This window comes from Ensifer sp. EB106-05-01-XG146 (assembly GCF_058791875.1).
In genome coordinates this window covers 89,842-111,485 of record NZ_JBYTDX010000001.1, presented here as the reverse complement: position 1 = coordinate 111,485, position 21,644 = coordinate 89,842, and the positions used below count along the sequence as shown (strand labels likewise).

Here is a 21,644-nt window from a genome sequence, read left to right as displayed (position 1 = left end):
CATGGTCGTTGAGCCGCGCCGGCGTTTGCGTTTCACGCCGCTCGCCGGCGGTTGCCTCACGAGCCTGCTTGCGGCCATAGCACTCTATCTCTACGCCGGACCGCTGTTCGAAACCCAGCGCGAGTTGTTCTTCGACAGTCTGACGCAATGGGTTCCTGCCCCCCAGTCGCCCGACCTCGTCGTCGTCGACATCGACCGGCAGGCCCACCAGTCGCGCCCTTCGGGTGAATGGGACCGGACAGCGACCGCCGAGCTTCTGTCGCGACTCGCGACCGCGGGCGCCAAGGTGATTGCAGTCGATTTCGTCTTCAGCGCCGATTGCGACCCCAGCTCCGACGGCAACCCGGCGCTTGCCGCAGCACTTTCGAAGACCGCCGTCGTTCTCGGTTTTCTCGTCGCCGATACGGTGCAGGAGCGGCCGCGTCCCGTGCCGCCGCTGGCGCTCAGCCGACCCTTCACCGCGCCCGAACTGTGGTTTCTCGACGGCGCGGAAACGTCATGCCGGGCCTTCATGGATCAGGCGAGTGCGGCGGCGGCCTCGTTTCTCGTCGGCGACGAGGATGCGCGCATACGCCGGGTTCAGGCCTATGCCATCCTCGGCAACGACGCCTATCCGACGCTGGCGATCGAAGCGGCCCGGCAGATGCGGAGCGGCGGCACGCCCATCCTCGGCGGCCAGCCGGCCTGGATGCGCATCGACGGGCAAACGATCTTGCTCGACGACACCGGAAGCCTGCGTTTCGTCGCAAGTCCCCAGGAACGGCTCAGCGAACGTACGGTTTCGGCGGCCGACGTCTTGTCCGGCAAGGCTTTGCCCGAGCGCTTCGCCGGCAAACTCGTGCTGATCGGCAGCAGCCTGCCAAGCCTCGGAGGCCTCAGACCGAGCGCCTCGATGCCGCTCGAACCCTCGGTGCAGATCCACGCCGACATCGCCAACGCGATCATGACCGGCTTCGTGCCGCAGCGCGACGGCCGATTGCCGCTTGCCGAAGCCGTGGCCGCACTTGTCGCCGGCCTCGGCATCGCCTTTGCCGCCACCCGCCTGCGGCCGCTGACATCGGCGGCGCTCGGCCTTTGCACCGTCGCCGCCGCGGTCGCTGCAGCTGCCGTCGTCTACGATGCCAGCGGCTGGCTCATCGATGCCGTCAGCGTCTCGGTCGCGCTTATTGCCGTCCTCGCGGTGACCAGCGTCCTGCAATTTGCCCAGGTGCGGCGCGCGGAAGCGACGGCCCGGCAGAAGTTTTCGCAATATCTGCCGCAGTCGGTGGTCGCCCGCTACATCGACAATCCCGGACTTGCCCGCATGGCTGGCGAGGAGCGCCAGGTGACCGCGCTCTTTACCGACATCGAGAGCTTTTCCACCCTGTCGCAGAGGCTCAAGCCGCGGGCGCTCATCGCCCTGCTCGACATCTATTTTGCCGAAGTCAACGCGCTGGTGGCCGACCATGGCGGCATGGTCGACAAGGTGGTGGGCGATGCGGTGCACGCGTTCTTCAACGCCCCGGAGGATCTGGCTGATCATGTCGACAGGGCCATCGATTGCGCCAAGGCGATCCATGCGCTGACGGAAGAGATGCGCAGGCGTCCGCAGTTCGCCTCCAACGGTTTCGGCCGGACGCGGATCGGGATCGAGACCGGACCGGCCGTCGTCGGCGAGGTCGGCGCCGGCGGCAAGCTCGACTACACGGCCCACGGCGATGCGATCAATCTGGCGGCACGCCTTCAGGAGGCAAACAAGTTTCTCGGCACGGCGATCTGCGTCGGGCCCGCTGCCGCTCAGGAAAGCAAAAGGCCGCTTCGCCCGCTTGGCAGCCACGAGATCCGCGGGTTCTCGACGATGGAACTGTTCACGGTCGCCGACTGAGGCGGCGCGCCGTCTGCACCCGCCGCTTCGGATAATGTCGGCGTCAGCTCAGCGCGTCAGGCCGACGCTGGCATAGGCCTCCTTGATGCGCGCCTCGCCCCAGTTGGCGGGCTCGCTCGGGGCGTCCCCGCGATGATGAAACTCCACCCCCTGCCCCGCAGCGACGATCTTGGTTACGCCGCCGCGCGCGACCGAAACGCTTCCATGTTCGACAAAGACGGCAAAGGCGGCCCGGCTCGGACCACAGAAGAACTTGGTGCCGCGCACGCCGATCATGCCGAAGGCCGTGCGGACGGCGACATCGACCTTCGGCAACCCCTCAGGCCGGTCGAAGACCATGCGACCCGTTCCAAGCTCGAGCGTGCCGCCCTGCCCGGCAATGAAGCTATCGACGAGCAGTTCGGTTTCGGCGCCCAGAAGCACGCGCGTATCCGTGCCCAGATTCAAGGTTGCAAAACTCTCGGCGTTCGTGTGCACGCGGTCGTTCTCGAACAGCTGACCGCCGACGGCGAGTGGCTTATCCTTTTTTGCCTGCCTCAGCCGGACATCGCCGCGGATCTCCGTTGCCTCGCCAAGGGCTGAGCCTGCCCAGGCGGGCGTAGCACCACCGCCGACCGCCGTCAGCAACAGACCGCCGACGACGACGCGCCGGCTCACCAGCATCTTGCGCATCGACGCTGCCAGATCTTCCATCGCTTATCTCCCGTATCGCTGCCGCCTTGCGAGGATAGCCCCGGCGCTCCCGGATGCAAGCGGGCGCAGGGCCGGCCCGCAGCAGTCCCTCGCCACTTCGCCCGAGCTTTCGTTGCCGGGCTGTTCCCGCCGGAACAGCCGTCTCCAACGAGCAGGGATAAGTTCACCGTCAAGAGAAGGGAGAGCTTCATGGAAAATCGCAGCGCATCCGGCACCCGCATCATCAACGCCGTATTCCTGGCTGTCGTCAGCTTGCTGGCGGTTGCTGCGATCGCACTTCCTTCAGCCCGCGCCGCCGAGCTTTCCGCAGCCGACGTCTGCGACCGCGAGGCAGGCAGCATTTTCGACCTGCAACGCAATATGGCCTTCCCGGCCGTTGCCACTGAGGACATCAAGATCGGCGTCGCGCTGTCGGCCTGCCGCGAGGCCTATAACCAGAAGAGTGGCGCCCGCACCGAGTTTCAGCTGGCCCGCGTTCTCGACAAGGCCGGCCAGAAGATCCAGTCGCAACGCATTCTCGGCGAAGCCGCCGAACATGGCCACGCGCTGGCCATGACCAACTATGCCGTTCTCGTCGGCGAAGAAGGCGATACCGCCACCGAATTCGCGCTGAACCAGAAGGCCGCCGCCGCCGGCAACATTCTCGCCGCCTACAATCTCGGCGTCTCCTATCGCGACGGCATGGGAACCTCGGTCAACGGCGAACTCGCGATCGCATGGTTCGAGCGGGCATCCCTCGCCGGCGACGACGTCGCCGCCTTCAATCTCGCGGTCATCCTGGACGAAGGAAAGCTGGTCGCTGAGGACAACGCGAAGGCCGCCAAGTTCTACCGGCTGGCCGCCGACAGGGGCAATGTCGATGCCATGGTCAATCTCGGCCTGATGCTCGAGAACGGCGAAGGCATCAACAAGGACATCCCTGCGGCACGGGAAATCTTCCGCAAGGCCGCCAATGAAGGCGATGCGTTTGCCGGCCAGAAGCTCGCCGCACTCAGCGTAAGCGATGGGTTTGAGACAGCCATGCTCCCCAAGGCAAGCCGCATCAAGTAATCGAACACGCCTCCCAAGGGCCACGCGGGTCGGAGATCCCATGATCTTCGGCCCGCGTTTTCGTTTAGAACACCCCCTAAGAACGCGACCGACTAGCGGATTTCGCCTGCCTGCGGCCCCCAGGTATCGGTGAGCGCGAAGCCATCGGCCAACGGATCGAACGGGTCGAGCGCCACCTGGTGCAGACCGAAGGTCCAGCCGCGACCGGCAATGGTCGGGATGATCGCCTCGCGACCGGCAACAGTCGTGACCCCTTCGAGGCCCACTTCGAATTCCGAACCGATGATCGAGCGGGACTTCAGGACGTCACCGACCTTGACCTTGCCGCGCGCATGCAGCGTCGCAAGGTTGGCGGAGCTGCCCGTGCCGCAAGGCGAGCGGTCGACGCGGCCCGGCCACATCGTGGTGCAGGTGCGGATCGTGCCGTCAGCCTCGACATCGCGGAACATCACATAGGCGACGCCCTTGATCTCCGGGATTTCCGGATGAACGACGGGGATGGTGCGGTTGACGATGTCCTTCAGGATCATGCCGGCTTCGACGATCTCGCGGGCGTTCGCCTTGTCGATCGTGGTACCGATCTGGCCGACATCGACCAGGGCGTAGAAGATGCCGCCGTAGCAGAGATCGAGCTTGATCTTGCCCCACTTCGGCGTCTCGACCTCGACGTCGAGCTCATGCACGAAGGACGGCACCATCGTCAGCTTCACCTTTTCGCAGCGGCCGTCGCGGCAGGTGGCGGTCGCCTTGACGAGGCCGGAGGCAGTGTCGAGCATGACGACGGTCTCGGGTTCCTTCATCTCTATGATGCCGGATTCCAAGAGCGCGGTCGTGACGCAGATCGAGTTCGAGCCGGACATGGCATGGGCCTGGTCGGCCTGCAGGATGATGAAGCCGGCATCGGCTTCCGGCCGCTTCGGCGGCACCAGAAGGTTGACCGACCCGATCGAGCCGGAGCGCGGCTCCAGGCACAGGAACCGGCGCAGGCTGTCATCGACCGTGTTGATGTGGTTGAGCTGCTCGGCGATCGAGTTGCCCGGGATCTTCGGCACGCCGCCGATCGCGACCTTGCCGATTTCACCCTCGCAATGAACGTCCAGCAACTGGATCGTGCGCTTCCACCGCATGCCGTTTCTCCAACGCGTTTGCCATAGCCTTAGCGGCGACCATGGCTGATATATCAGATGCGCCTGCATTACCGCTTTCCGCGCGCGCCCGCAAGAAAAACCGCGGGCCGCAGTTCGTCTGTCGAGCCCAAAGATGCGGCTTGACGCACGCCCGTCGGCGCGACAGCTTGGGCCAATCGGACGCAACCCTCTGGAACTCCATGACAAAGCTGATCATCTTCACCGACCTGCATATGGTGCCCGAGGGTACGACAATCATCGGCCTTGACCCCCATCAGCGGCTGGCCAACGGCATCGCGCATGTCAACCGCTACCATGCGGACGCAGACCGGGTGGTCTTCATGGGCGACCTCACCCACTACGCGGACCGCGCGTCCTACGAGCGCCTGAAGCGGCTCATCGATCAGCTTACGCCGCCGGTCGCCATCACCATCGGCAATCATGACCGGCGCGAGGTGTTCCGCGACGTCTTTGCCGATGCCGAGACCGACGAGAACGGCTTCGTGCAGCAGGCGATCGATTTTGCCGACTGCCGCGTCCTCCTGCTCGATACGCTGTTTGCCCCGCCCTATGATTATCCGACCAGCCATGCCGGCGTACTTTGCGCCAAGCGGCTCGCCTGGCTCGACCGGCAATTGGCCGATGCCGGCGACCGGCCGGTGCTCATCTTCATGCATCACCCGCCGCACAGGACCGGCTTTAGCGGCATGGACATGATCCGGCTCGCCAACGAGGCGGAGTTTTATGATCTCGTCAAACGGCACGGCAATGTCCGGCACATCTTCGCCGGCCATGTGCACCGCACGATCAGTGGTTCTTCCCGCGGCATTCCCTTCTCGGTCTTCAAGAGCCCGGTGCACCAGCAGCCGATGCCCTTCGACGCACCGGACGCGTCGCTGTCGGTCGACGAGCCGGCGGCCTATGGCATCGCTGTCGTGACCGCCGATGGCGTGCTGGTGCATACGGAGGACTACGAGATCGCTCGCCGGGATGCCGCCATCGCGTAAGGCCATTTCGAACGCACGGCCTTCATGCTAGTTTGACGGCATGACCGAACCCGTATCCCTCGACGAAAGCTTCGATTGCCAGAGCTGCGGCGCCTGCTGCGCCTATTCGGCCGACTGGCCGCGTTTCTCGCTGGAGACGGACGAGGAGCTCGACCTGATCCCGGCGGAGTATGTGTCCGCCGATCTCGGTGGCATGCGTTGCGAGGACGATCGCTGCTTGGCGCTCAACGGCAAGCTCGGCGACCATGTCGGCTGCAAGATCTACGCGATCCGACCGATCGTCTGTCGCACCTGCATGCCGGGCGATGACGAGTGCCTGATGGCCCGCGAGAAGCATTTCGGCAAGGCCGCATAACACCGGATCATCCGGCGATATTGCGAACATTCCGCATCCTCTGCGGCGCCGTGCGCGTGGGACGGTGAAACATTCCGCCAAAGATCAAATTTGCCGGATGGATGTACGGCGAAAGGAAGCGTATTTTCCGCCCACGATCGAGGGCGCGCCGCGCCTTCAAAACCGCTTCCCGGAGGATAGCGCTCGATGAGCCAGACACCGCTTCACAAGACCACTGCAGAGACCGGCGCGCCTCAGGCTCCCTTTGCCGAGTTCGCCCCGCCAGTCCGACCGCAGAGCACGCTGCGCCAGGCGATCACCGCCGCCTACCGCCGGCCGGAAACGGAAGCGCTGCCGGCGCTGGTCGAAGCCGCAACGCTCGACGCCACCACCCGCGCGGCCGCCGCCAAGACGGCGCGCAAGCTGATCGAAGCGCTACGCGCCAAGCACAAGGGTTCGGGCGTCGAAGGCCTCGTGCAGGAATATTCGCTCTCCAGCCAGGAAGGCGTGGCGCTGATGTGCCTGGCCGAAGCGCTGCTGCGCATTCCGGACACCGCGACGCGTGACGCGCTGATCCGCGACAAGATCGCCGACGGCGACTGGAAGTCGCATATCGGCGGTGGCCGCTCGCTGTTCGTCAACGCCGCCACCTGGGGCCTCGTCGTCACCGGCAAGCTGACCTCAACCGTCAACGACCGCAGCCTTTCCGCCGCGCTCACCCGCCTGATCGCCCGCTGCGGCGAGCCGGTCATCCGCCGCGGCGTCGACATGGCAATGCGCATGATGGGCGAACAGTTCGTCACCGGCGAAACCATCGACGAGGCGCTGCGCCGTTCGCGCGCACTCGAGCAGAAGGGCTTCCGCTATTCCTACGACATGCTCGGCGAAGCGGCGACGACGGCTGCCGACGCGGAGCGTTACTACCGCGACTACGAGCAGGCGATCCATGCCATCGGCAAGGCATCGGCCGGCCGCGGCATTTATGAAGGCCCCGGCATCTCGATCAAGCTTTCGGCGCTGCACCCGCGCTACGCCCGTTCGCAGGCGTCGCGTGTCATGGATGAGCTTCTGCCGAAGGTGAAGGCGCTCGCCGTTATCGCCAAGAAATACGACATCGGCCTCAACATCGACGCCGAGGAAGCCGACCGTCTCGAACTTTCGCTCGACCTGCTCGAAGAACTCTGCCTCGACAAGGATCTCGCCGGCTGGGCCGGCATGGGCTTCGTCGTCCAGGCCTATGGCAAGCGCTGCCCCTACGTGCTCGACTTCATCATCGACCTTGCGCGCCGCGCCGGCCGCCGCGTCATGGTGCGCCTCGTCAAGGGCGCGTACTGGGACGCCGAGATCAAGCGCGCGCAGCTCGACGGTCTCGAAGACTTTCCGGTCTATACCCGCAAGATCTACACCGACGTCTCCTACATCGCCTGTGCCAAGAAGCTGCTGGCCGCAACCGACGTGATCTTCCCGCAGTTCGCGACCCACAACGCCCAGTCGCTGGCGACCATCTACGAAATGGCCGGCAAGGACTTCAAGGTCGGCAAGTACGAGTTCCAGTGCCTGCACGGCATGGGCGAGCCGCTCTATGACGAGGTGGTCGGCAAGGGCAATCTCGACCGTCCCTGCCGGATCTACGCGCCGGTCGGCACCCATGAGACGCTGCTGGCTTACCTCGTTCGCCGCCTGCTCGAAAACGGTGCGAACTCCTCCTTCGTCAACCGCATCGCCGACCCGAAGGTCTCGGTCGACGAACTGATTGCCGATCCGGTCGAGATCGTGCGCGCGATGCCGGTCGTTGGCGCACCGCACGACCAGATCGCGCTGCCCGACAACCTCTTCGGCGACACGCGCCGCAACTCCGCCGGTCTCGACCTTTCGAACGAAGCCGGCCTGACTTCGCTGACCGCAGCGCTCCAGGCAAGTGCGACGGTTAACTGGAAGGCCGTTCCGCAGTTGGCAACGGGGCCCGCCTCCGGCGAAACCCGCGCCGTCGTCAACCCCGGCGACCACCGCGACGTGGTCGGCTCGGTCACCGAGGCATCGGAAGCCGACGCCCGCCAGGCAGCGACGCTTGCCGCCAAGGCCGCCGCGAGCTGGGCCGCCGTCTCGCCCGCCGAGCGCGCCGCCTGCCTTACCCGCGCTGCCGACCTGATGCAGGCGCGCATGCCGACCCTGCTTGGCCTCATCGCCCGCGAAGCCGGCAAGTCGCTGCCGAACGCCATTGCCGAAGTGCGCGAAGCGATCGACTTCCTACGCTACTACGCCGAACAGACGCGTCGCACGCTCGGCCCGGCTCACAAGGCGCTTGGTCCCATCGTCTGCATCAGCCCATGGAACTTCCCGCTGGCGATCTTCGCCGGCCAGATTGCCGCCGCGCTCGTCGCCGGCAACCCGGTGCTGGCGAAGCCCGCTGAAGAAACCCCGCTGATCGCCGCCGAAGGCGTGCGCATTCTGCACGAGGCCGGCATTCCAGCCGACGCGCTGCAGCTGCTCCCCGGCGACGGCCGCATCGGTGCGGCGCTCGTTGCCGCGCCTGAGATCGCCGGCGTGATGTTCACCGGCTCGACCGAAGTCGCCCGCCTGATCCAGGCGCAGCTTGCCGATCGACTGTCGCCCGCCGGCCGGCCGATCCCGCTGATTGCCGAAACCGGCGGCCAGAACGCCATGATCGTCGACAGCTCGGCACTTGCCGAACAGGTCGTCGGCGACGTCATCGCCTCGGCCTTCGACAGCGCCGGCCAGCGCTGCTCGGCGCTGCGTGTACTCTGCCTGCAGGAAGACGTTGCCGACCGCACGCTTTCGATGCTGAAGGGTGCGCTGCATGAGCTCAAGATCGGCCGCACCGACCGGCTCTCGGTCGATGTCGGCCCTGTTATCACCGCTGAGGCCAAGGGCATCATCGAGAAGCACATCGATGCCATGCGCGGCCTCGGCCGCAAGGTCGAGCAGATCGGCCTTGCTTCCGGCACCGAACAGGGCACCTTCGTGCCGCCGACGATCGTCGAGCTCGACAAGCTCTCGGACCTCAAGCGCGAAGTCTTCGGTCCGGTTCTGCACGTCATCCGCTACCGCCGCGACGATCTCGACCGGTTGATCGACGACATCAACGCCACCGGCTACGGCCTCACCTTCGGTCTGCACACGCGCCTCGACGAGACCATCGCCCACGTCACCTCGCGGGTGAAGGCGGGCAACCTCTACGTCAACCGCAACGTCATCGGCGCCGTCGTCGGCGTTCAGCCCTTCGGCGGACGTGGCCTCTCCGGCACCGGCCCGAAGGCTGGCGGCCCGCTCTATCTCGGCCGCCTCGTCGCCACCGCCCCGGTCCCGCCGCAGCACAGCTCGGTTCACACCGATCCTGTTCTGCTCGACTTTGCCAAGTGGCTCGACGGCAAGGGTAAAAAGGCGGAAGCCGAAGCCGCCCGCACCGCCGGCAGCAACTCGGCCCTCGGGCTTCACTCGGAACTTCCGGGCCCGGTCGGCGAGCGCAACCTCTATGCGCTGCATCCGCGTGGCCGCGTGCTGCTGGTTCCGACCACCGAAACCGGCCTCTACCACCAGCTGGGTGCCGCCCTTGCGACCGGCAACACCGTCGTCGTCGACGCGGCTTCCGGTCTGCAGGCTTCGCTGAAGGATCTGCCGGCGAGCATCGCCGCACGCCTTTCCTGGTCGAAGGATTGGGCCGCCGACGGTCCGTTCGCAGGCGCGCTCGTCGAAGGTGACGGTGCCCGCGTGCGCGAAGTCAGCAAGACGATCGCCGGCCTTCCCGGCCCGCTCGTTCTCGTCCAGGCGGCTTCGAGCGAAGAGATCGTCAAGAACCCCGACGCCTATTGCCTGAACTGGCTGCTCGAGGAGGTCTCGACCTCGATCAACACGGCAGCGGCCGGCGGCAATGCCAGCCTGATGGCGATCGGCTGATCGGTTCCATATCTTGCGAAGCGCCCTCTCCCCGTCGTGGGAGAGGGCTAAACTGACTGACATTTCACCAATAGGGCGTCCTCGCCCCTGCACTCGTTCCGGGACAACGGCGAAGTGTGTGCGGTCTCCATCGTGACCGCATCTACCAGAGCACAAGCTGCATCCACCGTGGCGCCGCCCCCAACAATCCGTTATCAGCGTCTGAGAAACGGAAGCAGCAATGTTCACCCTCAAGCGCACCGAAACGGCAAACCAGGACGTCAAGAAGAGCCGGTTTCTGGCCTTTGCCGCGCCCATTACCGATGAACAGGCGGCAAAAGACTTCCTCGCCGCCCATTCCGATCCTACCGCCAACCACAATTGCTGGGCTTGGCGCATCGGCCAGGCCTATCGCTTCAGTGACGACGGCGAGCCGAGCGGCACGGCCGGAAAACCGATCCTCGCGGCCATAGACGGCCAGGAGCTCGACCGCGTCGCGGTCGTGGTCACCCGCTGGTTCGGCGGCATCCTGCTCGGCAGCGGCGGCCTGGTGCGCGCCTATGGCGGCACGGCGGCGCTGTGCCTCAGGGCGGCGGAAAAGATCGAGATGATCGAGACCGTGCGCGCCACCGTCGCCCTCGACTTTTCCGACATGGCGCTGATCAAGGCGCGGCTTCTCGCGCGCGATGTGGCGATCATCAATGAGAGCTTCACCGACAAGGGGCCTGTGCTGGCGGTGGAGCTTCGCAAGGACGAGGCGGAGGCGATCCTCGCCATGGTCCTTGACCTCAGCCGCGGCAAGGCCGTGGTTTCGCTGGACGACTAGCCCCTTAGGTCCGAGAAACCCCACGGCGCAGCACCGACCGCAACGAACGGGTCACTGCCGAAAAATGTGCGCGGTATCCTGCGCCACGTCCCGCGCTAATTTACTCGATCCGAACAGTCATATTAGAAGCGCCCCAGCCAGCGTATGATCCGCGACGCACAAACAGGAGACAGCACGATGAAGACGAGAGTTCTTGGCAAGACCGGCGCAACCATATCCGAAATCGGCTTCGGCGCCTGGCAAATTGGCGGCTCCTGGGGCGATGTCAGCGAGGCAGACGGCAAGCGCGCGCTCAATGCCGCGCTCGATGCTGGCGTCACCTTCGTTGACACCGCCGATGTCTATGGCGACGGCCGCTCCGAAAAGATCATTGCAGCGGTGTTGAAGGAGCGCGGGGGCGACAAGCCCTTCGTCGCAACCAAAGCCGGCCGCCGGCTGAGCCCGCATGTGACCGAAGGCTATACCGGCGAAAACATCGAGGCCTTCATTGACCGCAGCCTTTCAAATCTCGGCGTCGAGACGCTCGATCTGGTGCAGCTGCATTGCCCGCCGACCGAGGTCTACTATAGGTCGGAACTGTTCGGCGCGCTCGGCCGGCTCGTTGCCAAGGGCAAGATCCGCCACTATGGCGTCTCGGTCGAAAAGGTCGAGGAAGCGCTGAAAGCGATCGAATATCCCGGCGTTGCGACCGTGCAGATCATCTACAACATCTTCCGCCAGCGTCCGCACGAACTGTTCTTCGCGGAAGCGCAGAAAAAGAATGTTGGCGTCATCGTGCGCGTGCCGCTCGCCTCGGGGCTGCTTTCCGGCAAGATCAGCAAGGATACCGCATTCGCAGCCGACGACCACCGCAACTTCAACCGCCATGGCGAAGCCTTCGATGTCGGCGAGACTTTTGCCGGTGTGCCGTTCGAGGCGGCGCTGGAAGCCGTCGAGCAGCTTCGCCCGCTGGTGCCCGAGGGCGTGCCGATGGCGCAGTTTGCGCTCCGCTGGATCCTCGAGCAGCAGGCGGTCTCCGTGGTGATCCCGGGCGCCCGTAGTGAGGCTCAGGCGCAATCCAACGCCGCTGCCAGCGCGCTTGCCGCCATCGACGACGAGACCAAGGCGGCGATTGCCGCGGTTTACGAGCGGCTGGTGAAGGTTCATGTTCATCATCGCTGGTAACTGACGCCTCACCGACGGGGCGACCAAAGGGGGGCAGCGACATGAGCGATCCCTTCGATCTGCAGCGGTTCGTCACCGCACAGGACCGCGTCTATGCCGCGGTCCTCGATGAACTCGCGCACGGCCAAAAGCGAACGCACTGGATGTGGTTCGTCTTTCCGCAGCTTGCTGGCCTTGGCCATTCGGCAATGGCAGAGCGCTATGCGATATCCGGGCTCGGCGAAGCGTCGGCCTATCTCGCCCATCCGGCGCTCGGCCCCAGGCTGCGCGAATGCACCGAGCGGACCAATGCGGTTACGGGCAGATCGGCCCACGACATTTTCTCCAGCCCCGATGACATGAAGTTCCGGTCATCGATGACCCTGTTTGCCGAGGTCGAGAAAGACGGGGGCCGTTCGGAGCGGCGCTTGCGCGCTATTTCGCGGGAGAGAAGGATCGGCGCACTATGGAAATCCTGGCGCAACGGCATTGATGCCGGCGTTCAAGCGCTCAAGATGCGCGTTTCGGCGACCGTCAGAGGTTGGGCGTCGAATGGATCAGGAAGAACAGGATCATGAAGGCACAAACCGAAAGGCCAGCAACAATCACCAGCAGTTCTTTCATCATATAGCGATACATCGGCACCTCCCTTCTTCAGCGGCCCCTTCCCCCTTCATATAGGAAGCCGAGGGACCGATTTTCACACTTCGGCGTCAAAAGATCGTGAACCCGCCCGCGCTTTCGTGATCGGATTCTTGATCGTTGCGGCCCGGCCCATTGCCGCCGTGACACCGCGTACGAGCAGCGTAAATCATTATATACTAACATATATTATTGTCTCCTAATCCTTTCGAAGGTCAGCGTCGCCGAGGCTGCCACTGACGGGCGCGAAACAAGCGGCACGACAACCATTGACGAATGGCAGATTGCCTTCTAAATCTACACCCAACGTCAGGTTTAGATAGGTGCCGGATTGTCGTCGCTCATGCAAATTGGGGAACTGTCGGAACGGGCCGGCGTCAGCCACCGCACGATCCATTACTACGAGCGGCTGGGCCTGGTGAAGCCGGCCGAGCGCGAAGGGGCCGGCTACCGATACTATGACGAGACCGCCGCGAAACGACTGGAGAAGATCGCGGCGCTGAAGCGTCTCGGTCTCAGCCTCGACGAGATCGCCGCTGTCATCGACCTCTATTTCGAGGATACAAGCGGCATCCGGGGAAAGGAGCGCGTGCTGGAAATCCTGCAAGCCCAACTCGACAAGACGAACGCCCAACTCGACGAACTCTCTGCATTCAAACGGGACCTCGAAAACAACATCGCCCGCATGCACGGGCTGATCTCCGAGGCGCGGCAAAAGTAAGCGCGGCACCAATGGGATTTGGCATATGCTTGATCTACACTTGACGTCAGGTTACGCTAATGGGTTCACTTGCCCTACTGGCTCGGCCCGCGCCGGCTCCGCTTCCGTTGTCGGCAGCGTCAGCTTCTTGAGCGCTCTCCTTGGCGATCCGCGATCGCAGGGCTCGATCTCATGACCACCTTCCGCCCCCCCCCAAACCAGACAAAAGGAGCTCTGGACATGCCGCATAGATGCCCTCTCGCGGTCCTTGCCGCCCTCGGCCTTGTCGCCGTCACGGCAACCGCAAACATGGCCCTGGCAGAGACCAAGGCAACGCCAGCCGCGACCGGCAGTGCCCACCCCGCAGCCGCCACCATCGGCGCCTTCATGCCCGCCGGTTACCGCGAGGCAGCCCGCCGAACCGCCGTCGTCGATGGTGAAGCTGCGGAACTCGTCCGCTACGAGCGCGCCGACGGACGCAATGCCGCCCTCGGCGGCGAGCACTTCAGCACCGTCATCGCCGACGACGGCCGCCTCAAGGGTTTTGCCCGGATCGATCTGGACCTAGTCCGCCACCTGTTGCCGACACGCGAGGAAGCGCAGGCAATCGCCATGGACTTCCTGCGTGAAGCGGCGCCGGACCTTCTGCCGGGAATGAGGATCAGCTGGATCGACCCGCATGACGAGCCGCTACGGGTTACCCGCAAGGGACGCACCGAGGACCTGACCCTCACGGGCATGAAGGTCAAGATGCGCAACCAGGCCGACGGCCTCTGGATGTGGGTCATCGTCGGCGCGGACCGCAAGGTCATGGTCTTCGAGCGCGACATTCACTGGATCAGCTTTCCCGGACGCCGCGGAACGGAAAAGTGGCTTCACGATGCCTGGCTCGTCGAGAAGGGCTACAGCCTGGGCCAGTCCTGATCGGCCTACCGGATTGAGGGAACGCGAGCCCTCAGGGCCGCTGACTGCTCGATTCGGATCCAGTGAAGGAGCGGCACCGCGATTTACCAGCCGCAAGCCTGGCCCGCGGAACGCTGCAAACGAAGACACTTGAAGGATGTGAGAGGCGCGTCGCGAAACGCAAGGTCGCGACGCGCGACCCAAGTGGCGATCAGGAAGAACCGGATCTAGACATCATCTATGCCTTTGAAAAGAATGGCGCACCCGAAGAGATTCGAACTCCTGACCCCCAGATTCGTAGTCTGGTGCTCTATCCAGCTGAGCTACGGGTGCTTTTGCCTGAAGCGGTCGAACCGCTTGCGTGAGCGGTTCTCTAAAGGGTCCTTTCGGGGATTGCAAGCGCCGTTCTGTAAAAAATTTCATTTTTACGACGGCACGCCCGCTTTGCTGTGGACCGAGGCAACCGCGCCGGCGCTGAACCCGCTGGAAAGCAAGGGGTGCCGCCGCAGGACCTGGCTGCGAAAAATAATTGAAGGGTGCCACCTCCGCCGCCCATGCGCCAGACGAGCCGCGCGCGGTGGTCGGTCAGACCCCGCCCAAATATGGAATCACCAACGGTTCCGGCTCGACACTCAAGAGGGTGAATGTGCGGCGCTAATGGCGGAACTTCGAACGGAAGGCGTCGAGCGGCACCGGCCGGTCGGGCAGCTCGATGCGAAACAGCGTGCCCGGCGTCGGCTTTTCGACGAGCGCGATCGTGCCGCCATGGGCCAACACCAGTTCGCGCGCGATCGCCAGCCCAAGCCCCGTGCCTCCGGAGCGTGCCGAGCCGCGGAAAGCGGCGAACAGGTTTTCCCGCGCCTTGGGCGGCATGCCGGGCCCGGTATCATCCACGGAAATGGTGACGACGCTGCCGATGCGCATGGCGGAAACGGCAACGGTGCGTGGGCGGCCATCCTCCGGCTCGTGATTGGTCAGCGCCTGCACGGCGTTGCGGCAGATGTTGTGCACCACCCGGAAGAGCTGCTCGCTGTCGGCGTCGACTTCGAGGTCGTCCTGCATCTGGATCTGGAAATCGATGCCGGATTGCGGATCGATCGCCAGCAATTCGGCGACATCGGAGACCAGCGGTTTCAGCGCAACGAAGCGTCGATGCGGCTCGGCCTCGGTCGTGCGACCGTAGGACAGGACCTCGCGGGTGTAGCCGACGGCGCGGTCGATGGTGCGCAGCAGGGTCGGCGCGAAGCGCTTGACCACCGGGTCGTCCACGTCGGCCAGGCGGTCGGAAATCAACTGCGCCGAGGACAGGATGTTGCGCATGTCGTGGTTGATCTTCGACACGGCGAGCCCGAGTTCGGCCAGGCTCTTCTGCTGCTTCAGCGTCTTTTGCAGCTCGCGCTGCATGCTGGCGAGATGCTGCCCGGCGACGGCGAGTTCGTCGTGCCCCTGCGGCGGTACGAGCACGCGGGCCGGATCGGCCGGATCGTTGGAAAACTCCTGCATGTTGGCCGTCATGCGCCGGATCGGCGCAATCAGCATGCGGTTGATGGCCAGGAAGATCAGCGCCGCGGTGATCAGCGAAATGATCAGCGACAGGACAAAGACGTTGCGCGAGTAGACGAGCATGGCCTTGCGCAGGCTCGCATCCTTCATCAGGAGCTCGATCGTCGCATCGCTTTCGCCGAGCGGCCCATAGACGCGGATCACGCGGTCGCCGCCGAAGAGCAGCGTATCGAAGGCATCGCGGATGGCAGCAACGGCTGTGGAATTGGCGACGTCGTACTCGCCCTGGATCTCAAGCGGCATGTCGGTGAGCGCGATCATGCGCGAGGCGTCCTTGCGCCGGATGACGATCGCCTTCGTGCCGGTCGCCATCAGCGTGTCCTTCTGGACGCTGCGCGGCAGTTCGACATTCTGCAGACCATCGACGACGACGGCAGCAGCGGCTGCCGTATTCAGCCGATCCTCGAGCCAGCGAATGCGCATGGTGGCAACTGACGGCGCGAAGATCAGCACTTCCGCCAGCATGACGAAGACAATGGTCAAGAGCAGCAGCTTGCCGGATAGGCCGCGGAAAAACCCGGCACCGGTTCTCAATGCCTCGCCTGCCATCGCCGGACGTGTTTCTTCCGCCATGCCTTACAAACTTTCCTGCCCGTCAACCAAAACGCCTGGGACCCCGTATGAACATCCGGGCCATGGGGCATCGCGCCTGGGGCGCATAATAGGAGATGGCCGCCGTTTTTCCAATCGCAGACGGACCTTAGAGGGTGCGGCATAGGCGCGGCTGTCTCTTCGTCTCGTGCCGTCGATCATGACAAAGGATCGCGTCCCGCCCATTTTTCTCCCCTTGCATCGCCGAAGCAAATTTCGGCGCGCCGCCGCCTCGGCTCGACCTACCTGCACAGAATTGGCATCGGTGTAAGTCACCCAGGGAACAGTTCGAGTGGCGAGCCTTGCGGACGACAAGGACAGCCGTGCGGCCTGATCGAGGGCAAGTCTGGAAGGCTCACGAAACAGAAAGCCCGCGGCACCTTATGGCACCGCGGGCTCCAATCACTTGGTGAGGCAATTCGCCGATCAGAACTCTTCCCAATCGTCCTTGGCAACCGCCGCAGCGGAGCCGCCGCCGCCAAACGCGCGGGCGACGTTGCCCATCATGCGCCGGGCGGGCGATGCGACCGGCTGGGCCGTCTCCCGAGCCACGGCGATCGGCCGGGCGGCAACATTGTCGACCTTGAAGTAGGCGATCAGGCTCGCGAGATTGTTGGCTTCGCCGGAGAGCTTGTGGGTTGCGGCATTCGCCTCTTCCACCATGGCGGCGTTCTGCTGGGTCACCTGGTCCATCTGGTTGACGGCAGTGCTGACTTCGCTGAGGCCCGTCGACTGTTCGCGCGCGGCCGTCGCGATCGAGTGGATGTGGTCGTTGATTTTCAGGACCCGTTCCTCGATCTCGCCAAGTGCCGAACCGGTCTCCTGTACCAGGCGGACGCCGGTTGCCACTTCGCTGCCCGACTTCGAGATCAGCGACTTGATGTCCTTGGCGGCACTTGCGGCACGCTGGGCGAGCTCACGCACTTCCTGTGCGACGACCGCGAAGCCCTTGCCCGCATCGCCGGCACGGGCTGCCTCGACGCCGGCGTTCAGCGCCAGCAGGTTGGTCTGGAAGGCGATTTCGTCGATCACGTTGGTGATCTGACCGATTTCGCTCGAGGCCTGCTCGATGCGGCCCATGGCGTCGACGGCGTTGCGCACGACGGCCGCCGACTGCGCGGCACTGTGCTTGGCTTCGTTGACCATGACGGTCGCTTCCTGCGCCCGCTCGGTGGAGCTCTTGACCGCAACCGTGATCTGGTCGAGCGCTGCAGACGTCTCCTCAAGGGCTGCGGCCTGCTGCTCCGTCCGCTTTGACAGATCGTCGGCGGCCGAACGCAGCTCGGACGAATTGCCGTTGATCGAGTCGGTGGTCACACGGACCTCGCGCAGCGTCTTTTGCAGCGTGGAAAGGGTTTCGTTGACGTTCTTCTGCAGCTCGGCGAAGGCACCCTGATAATGGCCGTTCATGCTCTGGGTCAGGTCGCCGGCCGCAAGGCTCGCAATCACTCGGCGGGTTTCGGCGATACCGGCATCGACGCTGCCGACCAGCTCGTTGACGCTGCCAGCAAAGCGGTTGAGGTCGTCGTTCTCGTAGTCCTTGCCTATGCGCTTGGTGAAATCACCGGCGGCAGCGGCCGCAACAACGACGCCGATGCTCGACTGCAGGTCGGCGCTCTTTTCACGCAGTACCGCTTCCTGCGCGTTGAGGTCGCGTACGGCCAGGCCGTTCTGCTTGAAGACCTGAACGGCTTCTGCCATTTCGCCGATCTCGTCCTTGCGGCCCACGAAGGGCACGTCCGCGGTGAGATCGCCGCCAGCCAGTTGCTTCATCTTGCCGGTCAACTCGAGGATCGGACGGCTCAAATGGTTCGTAGCGATGTAGAAGGCCGCTCCAATGCCGGCGATGAGGCCAAGGCCGGCGATAGCAAGAATCGTGATGATCACGCTGCGCTCGAAGGTGGCAACGTCAGCCGTCACGACTTCAAGCGTCTTCAGGTTGATGTCGACGACGCCGTCGATCTGCTCCTGGAACGCCTTGCGGTTGGCGCGATTGGCGTCGGTATTGCCCTGCTCGTTGCCAGCCTGCGGTGAAACTTCTTCGCCAAGCCGCGCCGTCTCGACGCGGAAGGTCCTGAATTCCGCGGCGCGGGCGACCAGCGTGTCGAAGGACGCTTTGGTGTCGGCGGGGATCAGCGGGCGCCAATCGGCGAGCAGCGTGTCGATCTTGTCGAGATTCTTGCGAATGCCCTCGGCAAAGGGCTTGGCCTTCTCGATGGTCGGGGCGGCATAGATGCCACGCGATTCCATGACGACCGCGGTCACCAGACGATTGAGGCGTTCCGCGTAGAAGGCGCGCTTCGCCACGTTCTCGTACTGGTGGAACTTTTCGTTGTATTTACTGACAGCAACCAGCGACATGCCGGTCACCGCAACCGCCAGCACGCTCATGATGCCGACAATTAGATTGATCTTACCGCGTATTTTCATCCCGACCTCCACGGAGTGACGAGAGCTTCCGATTATCGGACATGCCGCCGCCCCATATGCACCGGAGGGACCCTAAAATAGGCGTGGTTAATAAAGCTCGTCGCCCTCGACCGGCATTCTGGGGAGATCCAGTTAGGGCTCCATTTACCAATCTCGGCTAGTTGGCCTTCCTTTTCGCGGCCCGACGGATCGCCTTTGGCGGGTGCGCCGGCGGTTTTTGCGGTGCTGTCGCCACTGAATCGCCGCCCGCAATTGACTTTCCGGGAAAATTCCCCTTATAAGCCGCGCACGTCCGGTCAAGCCCTCCTGCCCGAAATGGCGGAGCCATGTCCGATAACGTAAACGCTCCTTGCTACACGCAAACCCAAGAAGGGCCGCACACCGCGGTATTAAATAAATGAAGCGTACCTACCAACCGTCCAAGCTTGTCCGCAAGCGTCGCCACGGCTTCCGTTCGCGTATGGCTACCAAGGGTGGCCAGAAGGTCCTCTCGGCCCGCCGGGCCCGTGGCCGCAAGCGTCTTTCGGCTTAAGCCGAAGTTGCCCGAAACCAGTGTCCGGGCACATGACGTCAGATAAAGACAAAACGACTGTCGGGCGGCTGAAAAGCCGTCCGCAGTTTTTGGCCGTTCGGGCAGGAGAAGGCCGCAGAGGCCCCTTGTTTCTCCTCGAAGTGCTCGACCGCAACGATCCGGAAGGCGAAGCCCGCGTCGGCTTCACCGTCACCAAGAAACACGGCAATGCCGTCGAGCGAAACCGGATGCGCCGACGCCTGAAAGAGGCGGTGCGGCTTTCCGCCGGGTTTGCAATGAAACCCGGACACGACTATGTGATTGTCGCCCGACGCGAACTCCTGAATGCTCCCTTCGACGCCTTGACCCGGGGCCTTCACGAGCGCATCGAAAACAAGCCGAAACAGAAGCGGCCGCCGGCCGGTTCCAGGAAACTATGATGGAAAAAAACCGCAACTATTTCGTGGCGATTGGCCTGTCCGTGCTGATCCTCATTGCCTGGCAGTTCCTTTACGTCAATCCGAAGATGGAAAAGGAACGCATCGCTGCGGAAGCGCTGCAGGCCCAGCAGGCGCAATCGCAGTCGGCAACGCCGACTCAAGCGACGCCGGGCCAGGCTCTGCCGGGCGGCGGCGCGATCCCGGGCGCCGGTGAAAACCGCGACCAGGCGATTGCCAAATCGGCCCGCGTTGCGATCGACACGCCGGCGCTTTCCGGCTCCATCAACCTGACCGGTGCCCGCTTCGACGACCTGAAGCTCAAGGAATACCGCGAGACGGTCGATCCGAAGAGCCCGGTCATCACCCTCTTCAGCCCGGCCGAAACGGTCGACGGCTACTTTGCCGAAATCGGCTATGTCGGCAGCGACGCAACCGGCACCGTGCCCGGCCCGCAGACCGTCTGGACGCTTTCGGGCGGCGACAAGCTGACCGCGGCGACCCCGGTGACGCTGACCTTCACCAACGAGAAGGGCATCACCTTCAACCGAACCATCTCGGTTGACGAACATTACATGTTCCAGGTGGTCGACAGCATCAAGAACGGCGCAGCCGAGCCGCTCAGCCTTTCCTCCTACGGCCGCGTGACCCGCTTCAACAAGCCGACGACGCCGAGCGTCTACGTACTTCATGAAGGCTTCATCGGCGTGCTCGGCGAGCATGGCCTGCAGGAACTGAAGTACGGCAAGATCGAGGACGAAAAGTCGGTCGAGCCGGGCAAGGCAACCGGCGGCTGGCTCGGCATTACTGACAAGTACTGGGCAGCGGCGATCGTTCCGCCGCAGGCAACCCCCTACGACACGCGCTTCACGCACTTCACCGACGGTCGCGCGCGCTACCAGAGCGACTACAAGAGCGACGCGATCACGGTCGCGCCCGGTCAGTCCTCGGAAATCAAGAACCTCGTCTTTGCCGGCGCCAAGGAAGTTCCTGTCGTCGACAACTATGAAGTGGCCTACTCGATCCCCAACTTCGACAAGCTGATCGACTGGGGCTGGTTCTACTTCATCACCAAGCCGATGTTCAAAATGATGGATTTCTTCTTCCGTCTGTTCGGCAACTTCGGCATCGCGATCCTGATCACCACGATCGTCGTCAAGGGTCTGTTCTTCCCGCTTGCCAACAAGCAGTACGCATCGATGGCGAACATGAAGAAGGTTCAGCCGAAGATGGAGGAACTGAAGAAGAAGTTCGGCGACGACCGCATGGGGCTGCAGCAGGCGATGATGCAGCTCTACAAGGAAGAGAAGATCAACCCGCTGGCCGGCTGCTGGCCGATCCTCATCCAGATCCCGGTGTTCTTCGCGCTCTACAAGGTGATCTACATCACCATCGAGATGCGCCACGCGCCGTTCTTCGGCTGGATCCACGACCTTTCGGCGCCCGATCCGACGACGATCGTCAACCTCTTCGGCCTCTTGCCGTTCGACGGTCCGGCCTTCCTGCACCTCGGCGTCTGGCCGCTGATCATGGGCGTTACCATGTTCGTGCAGATGCGCATGAACCCGACGCCGCCGGATCCGACCCAGGCGATGCTGTTCACCTGGATGCCCGTGGTCTTCACCTTCATGCTGGCCTCCTTCCCGGCCGGTCTCGTGATCTACTGGGCCTGGAACAACACGCTTTCGGTGCTGCAGCAGTCGATCATCATGAAGCGCCAGGGCGTGAAGATCGAGCTCTTCGATAATCTGAAGGGCCTGTTCTCGAAGAAGCCCAAACCGGCGGAATGACGCCAGCCGGTAGCACAATCGCAGAGCCCCGGACTTCGGTCCGGGGCTTTTTTTGTTTCCACGCCGCGGCGCGACACGCGGATGGCGTTGACGCGGACGTGCGGTCCGGGCATCTGGCGTTATTGAAATCAGCGCGCCC

At 63.9% G+C, this 21,644-nt stretch carries 16 protein-coding genes, 1 tRNA gene and 2 pseudogenes; 14 read left to right on the top strand and 5 right to left on the bottom strand.

Features of this window, described 5'->3' with window-relative positions; all coding sequences use genetic code 11:
* Position 1: 1 nt before the first annotated feature.
* The gene (locus AC3WVQ_RS00520) at positions 2-1,864 is read left to right on the top strand and encodes a CHASE2 domain-containing protein (RefSeq protein WP_090295054.1); all 1,863 of its coding nucleotides are present in this window, start codon (positions 2-4) and stop codon (positions 1,862-1,864) included.
* Between the two features lie 48 nt (positions 1,865-1,912).
* Here AC3WVQ_RS00520 and AC3WVQ_RS00515 read toward each other — a convergent pair whose 3' ends face one another.
* Positions 1,913-2,536 carry a FecR family protein gene (locus AC3WVQ_RS00515; RefSeq protein ID WP_089043361.1) on the bottom strand — a complete coding sequence of 208 codons (624 nt, stop codon included), beginning with the start codon at positions 2,534-2,536 and terminating at the stop codon, positions 1,913-1,915.
* Positions 2,537-2,746: 210 nt separating this feature from the next.
* Here AC3WVQ_RS00515 and AC3WVQ_RS00510 point away from each other — a divergent pair.
* Together AC3WVQ_RS00510 and AC3WVQ_RS00505 are read left to right on the top strand one after the other, a co-directional pair.
* Positions 2,747-3,292, top strand: a pseudogene (locus tag AC3WVQ_RS00510) (sel1 repeat family protein); the annotation flags it as partial.
* A complete protein-coding gene (locus AC3WVQ_RS00505; protein WP_309139233.1) occupies positions 3,269-3,607 on the top strand; it encodes a tetratricopeptide repeat protein in 339 nt (112 codons plus the stop codon). The pseudogene AC3WVQ_RS00510 and the gene AC3WVQ_RS00505, both read left to right, overlap by 24 nt.
* A gap of 92 nt (positions 3,608-3,699) precedes the next feature.
* Here AC3WVQ_RS00505 and AC3WVQ_RS00500 read toward each other — a convergent pair whose 3' ends face one another.
* Positions 3,700-4,734, bottom strand: coding sequence for a proline racemase family protein (locus tag AC3WVQ_RS00500; protein ID WP_060581832.1), 1,035 nt, complete (start codon positions 4,732-4,734; stop codon positions 3,700-3,702).
* Between the two features lie 200 nt (positions 4,735-4,934).
* Between AC3WVQ_RS00500 and spdA the strand changes: the two genes are divergently transcribed.
* The 8 genes and pseudogenes from spdA to AC3WVQ_RS00460 all read left to right on the top strand — a co-directional run bounded on the left by spdA (position 4,935) and on the right by AC3WVQ_RS00460 (position 14,204).
* Positions 4,935-5,741 carry a 2', 3'cyclic nucleotide phosphodiesterase SpdA gene (spdA, locus tag AC3WVQ_RS00495; RefSeq protein WP_034797261.1) on the top strand — a complete coding sequence of 269 codons (807 nt, stop codon included), beginning with the start codon at positions 4,935-4,937 and terminating at the stop codon, positions 5,739-5,741.
* Between the two features lie 40 nt (positions 5,742-5,781).
* Positions 5,782-6,096 carry a YkgJ family cysteine cluster protein gene (locus AC3WVQ_RS00490; RefSeq protein ID WP_034797263.1) on the top strand — a complete coding sequence of 105 codons (315 nt, stop codon included), beginning with the start codon at positions 5,782-5,784 and terminating at the stop codon, positions 6,094-6,096.
* Positions 6,097-6,282: 186 nt separating this feature from the next.
* The gene (gene putA / locus AC3WVQ_RS00485; protein ID WP_090295057.1) at positions 6,283-9,990 is read left to right on the top strand and encodes a trifunctional transcriptional regulator/proline dehydrogenase/L-glutamate gamma-semialdehyde dehydrogenase; all 3,708 of its coding nucleotides are present in this window, start codon (positions 6,283-6,285) and stop codon (positions 9,988-9,990) included.
* A 220-nt stretch (positions 9,991-10,210) separates the two neighbouring features.
* Positions 10,211-10,795 (top strand): IMPACT family protein, encoded by a 585-nt coding sequence (locus AC3WVQ_RS00480; protein WP_110818536.1) that lies wholly within the window; start codon positions 10,211-10,213, stop codon positions 10,793-10,795.
* A 177-nt stretch (positions 10,796-10,972) separates the two neighbouring features.
* Positions 10,973-11,959, top strand: coding sequence for an aldo/keto reductase (locus AC3WVQ_RS00475; RefSeq protein WP_492382564.1), 987 nt, complete (start codon positions 10,973-10,975; stop codon positions 11,957-11,959).
* A gap of 41 nt (positions 11,960-12,000) precedes the next feature.
* Positions 12,001-12,431, top strand: a pseudogene (locus AC3WVQ_RS00470) (DUF1810 domain-containing protein).
* A gap of 492 nt (positions 12,432-12,923) precedes the next feature.
* Positions 12,924-13,301, top strand: a complete 378-nt coding sequence (locus AC3WVQ_RS00465) for a MerR family transcriptional regulator (protein WP_090295064.1) — start codon at positions 12,924-12,926, stop codon at positions 13,299-13,301.
* Between the two features lie 219 nt (positions 13,302-13,520).
* On the top strand, positions 13,521-14,204 hold the full coding sequence (locus tag AC3WVQ_RS00460; protein ID WP_090295065.1) for a hypothetical protein: 684 nt from the start codon (positions 13,521-13,523) through the stop codon (positions 14,202-14,204).
* A 235-nt stretch (positions 14,205-14,439) separates the two neighbouring features.
* Here AC3WVQ_RS00460 and AC3WVQ_RS00455 read toward each other — a convergent pair.
* From AC3WVQ_RS00455 to AC3WVQ_RS00445, 3 genes are all read right to left on the bottom strand, one after another.
* Positions 14,440-14,516 (bottom strand) — tRNA-Arg (locus tag AC3WVQ_RS00455).
* Between the two features lie 321 nt (positions 14,517-14,837).
* Positions 14,838-16,319: a sensor histidine kinase gene (locus tag AC3WVQ_RS00450; RefSeq protein WP_060519828.1), complete on the bottom strand. Its 1,482-nt coding sequence runs from the start codon at positions 16,317-16,319 to the stop codon at positions 14,838-14,840.
* A 444-nt stretch (positions 16,320-16,763) separates the two neighbouring features.
* A complete protein-coding gene (locus AC3WVQ_RS00445) occupies positions 16,764-18,767 on the bottom strand; it encodes a methyl-accepting chemotaxis protein (protein ID WP_034797297.1) in 2,004 nt (667 codons plus the stop codon).
* A gap of 397 nt (positions 18,768-19,164) precedes the next feature.
* On the opposite strand from AC3WVQ_RS00445, the gene rpmH reads away from it, so the two are divergent.
* From rpmH to yidC, 3 genes are read left to right on the top strand one after another with little or no spacing between them, the layout of a single operon-like run.
* Positions 19,165-19,299: a 50S ribosomal protein L34 gene (rpmH, locus tag AC3WVQ_RS00440; RefSeq protein ID WP_060519824.1), complete on the top strand. Its 135-nt coding sequence runs from the start codon at positions 19,165-19,167 to the stop codon at positions 19,297-19,299.
* Between the two features lie 20 nt (positions 19,300-19,319).
* The gene (gene rnpA / locus AC3WVQ_RS00435; RefSeq protein WP_034797300.1) at positions 19,320-19,718 is read left to right on the top strand and encodes a ribonuclease P protein component; all 399 of its coding nucleotides are present in this window, start codon (positions 19,320-19,322) and stop codon (positions 19,716-19,718) included.
* Positions 19,718-21,505, top strand: coding sequence for a membrane protein insertase YidC (yidC, locus tag AC3WVQ_RS00430; protein WP_034797302.1), 1,788 nt, complete (start codon positions 19,718-19,720; stop codon positions 21,503-21,505). Before rnpA ends, yidC begins: the two co-directional genes overlap by 1 nt.
* Positions 21,506-21,644: the final 139 nt, after the last annotated feature.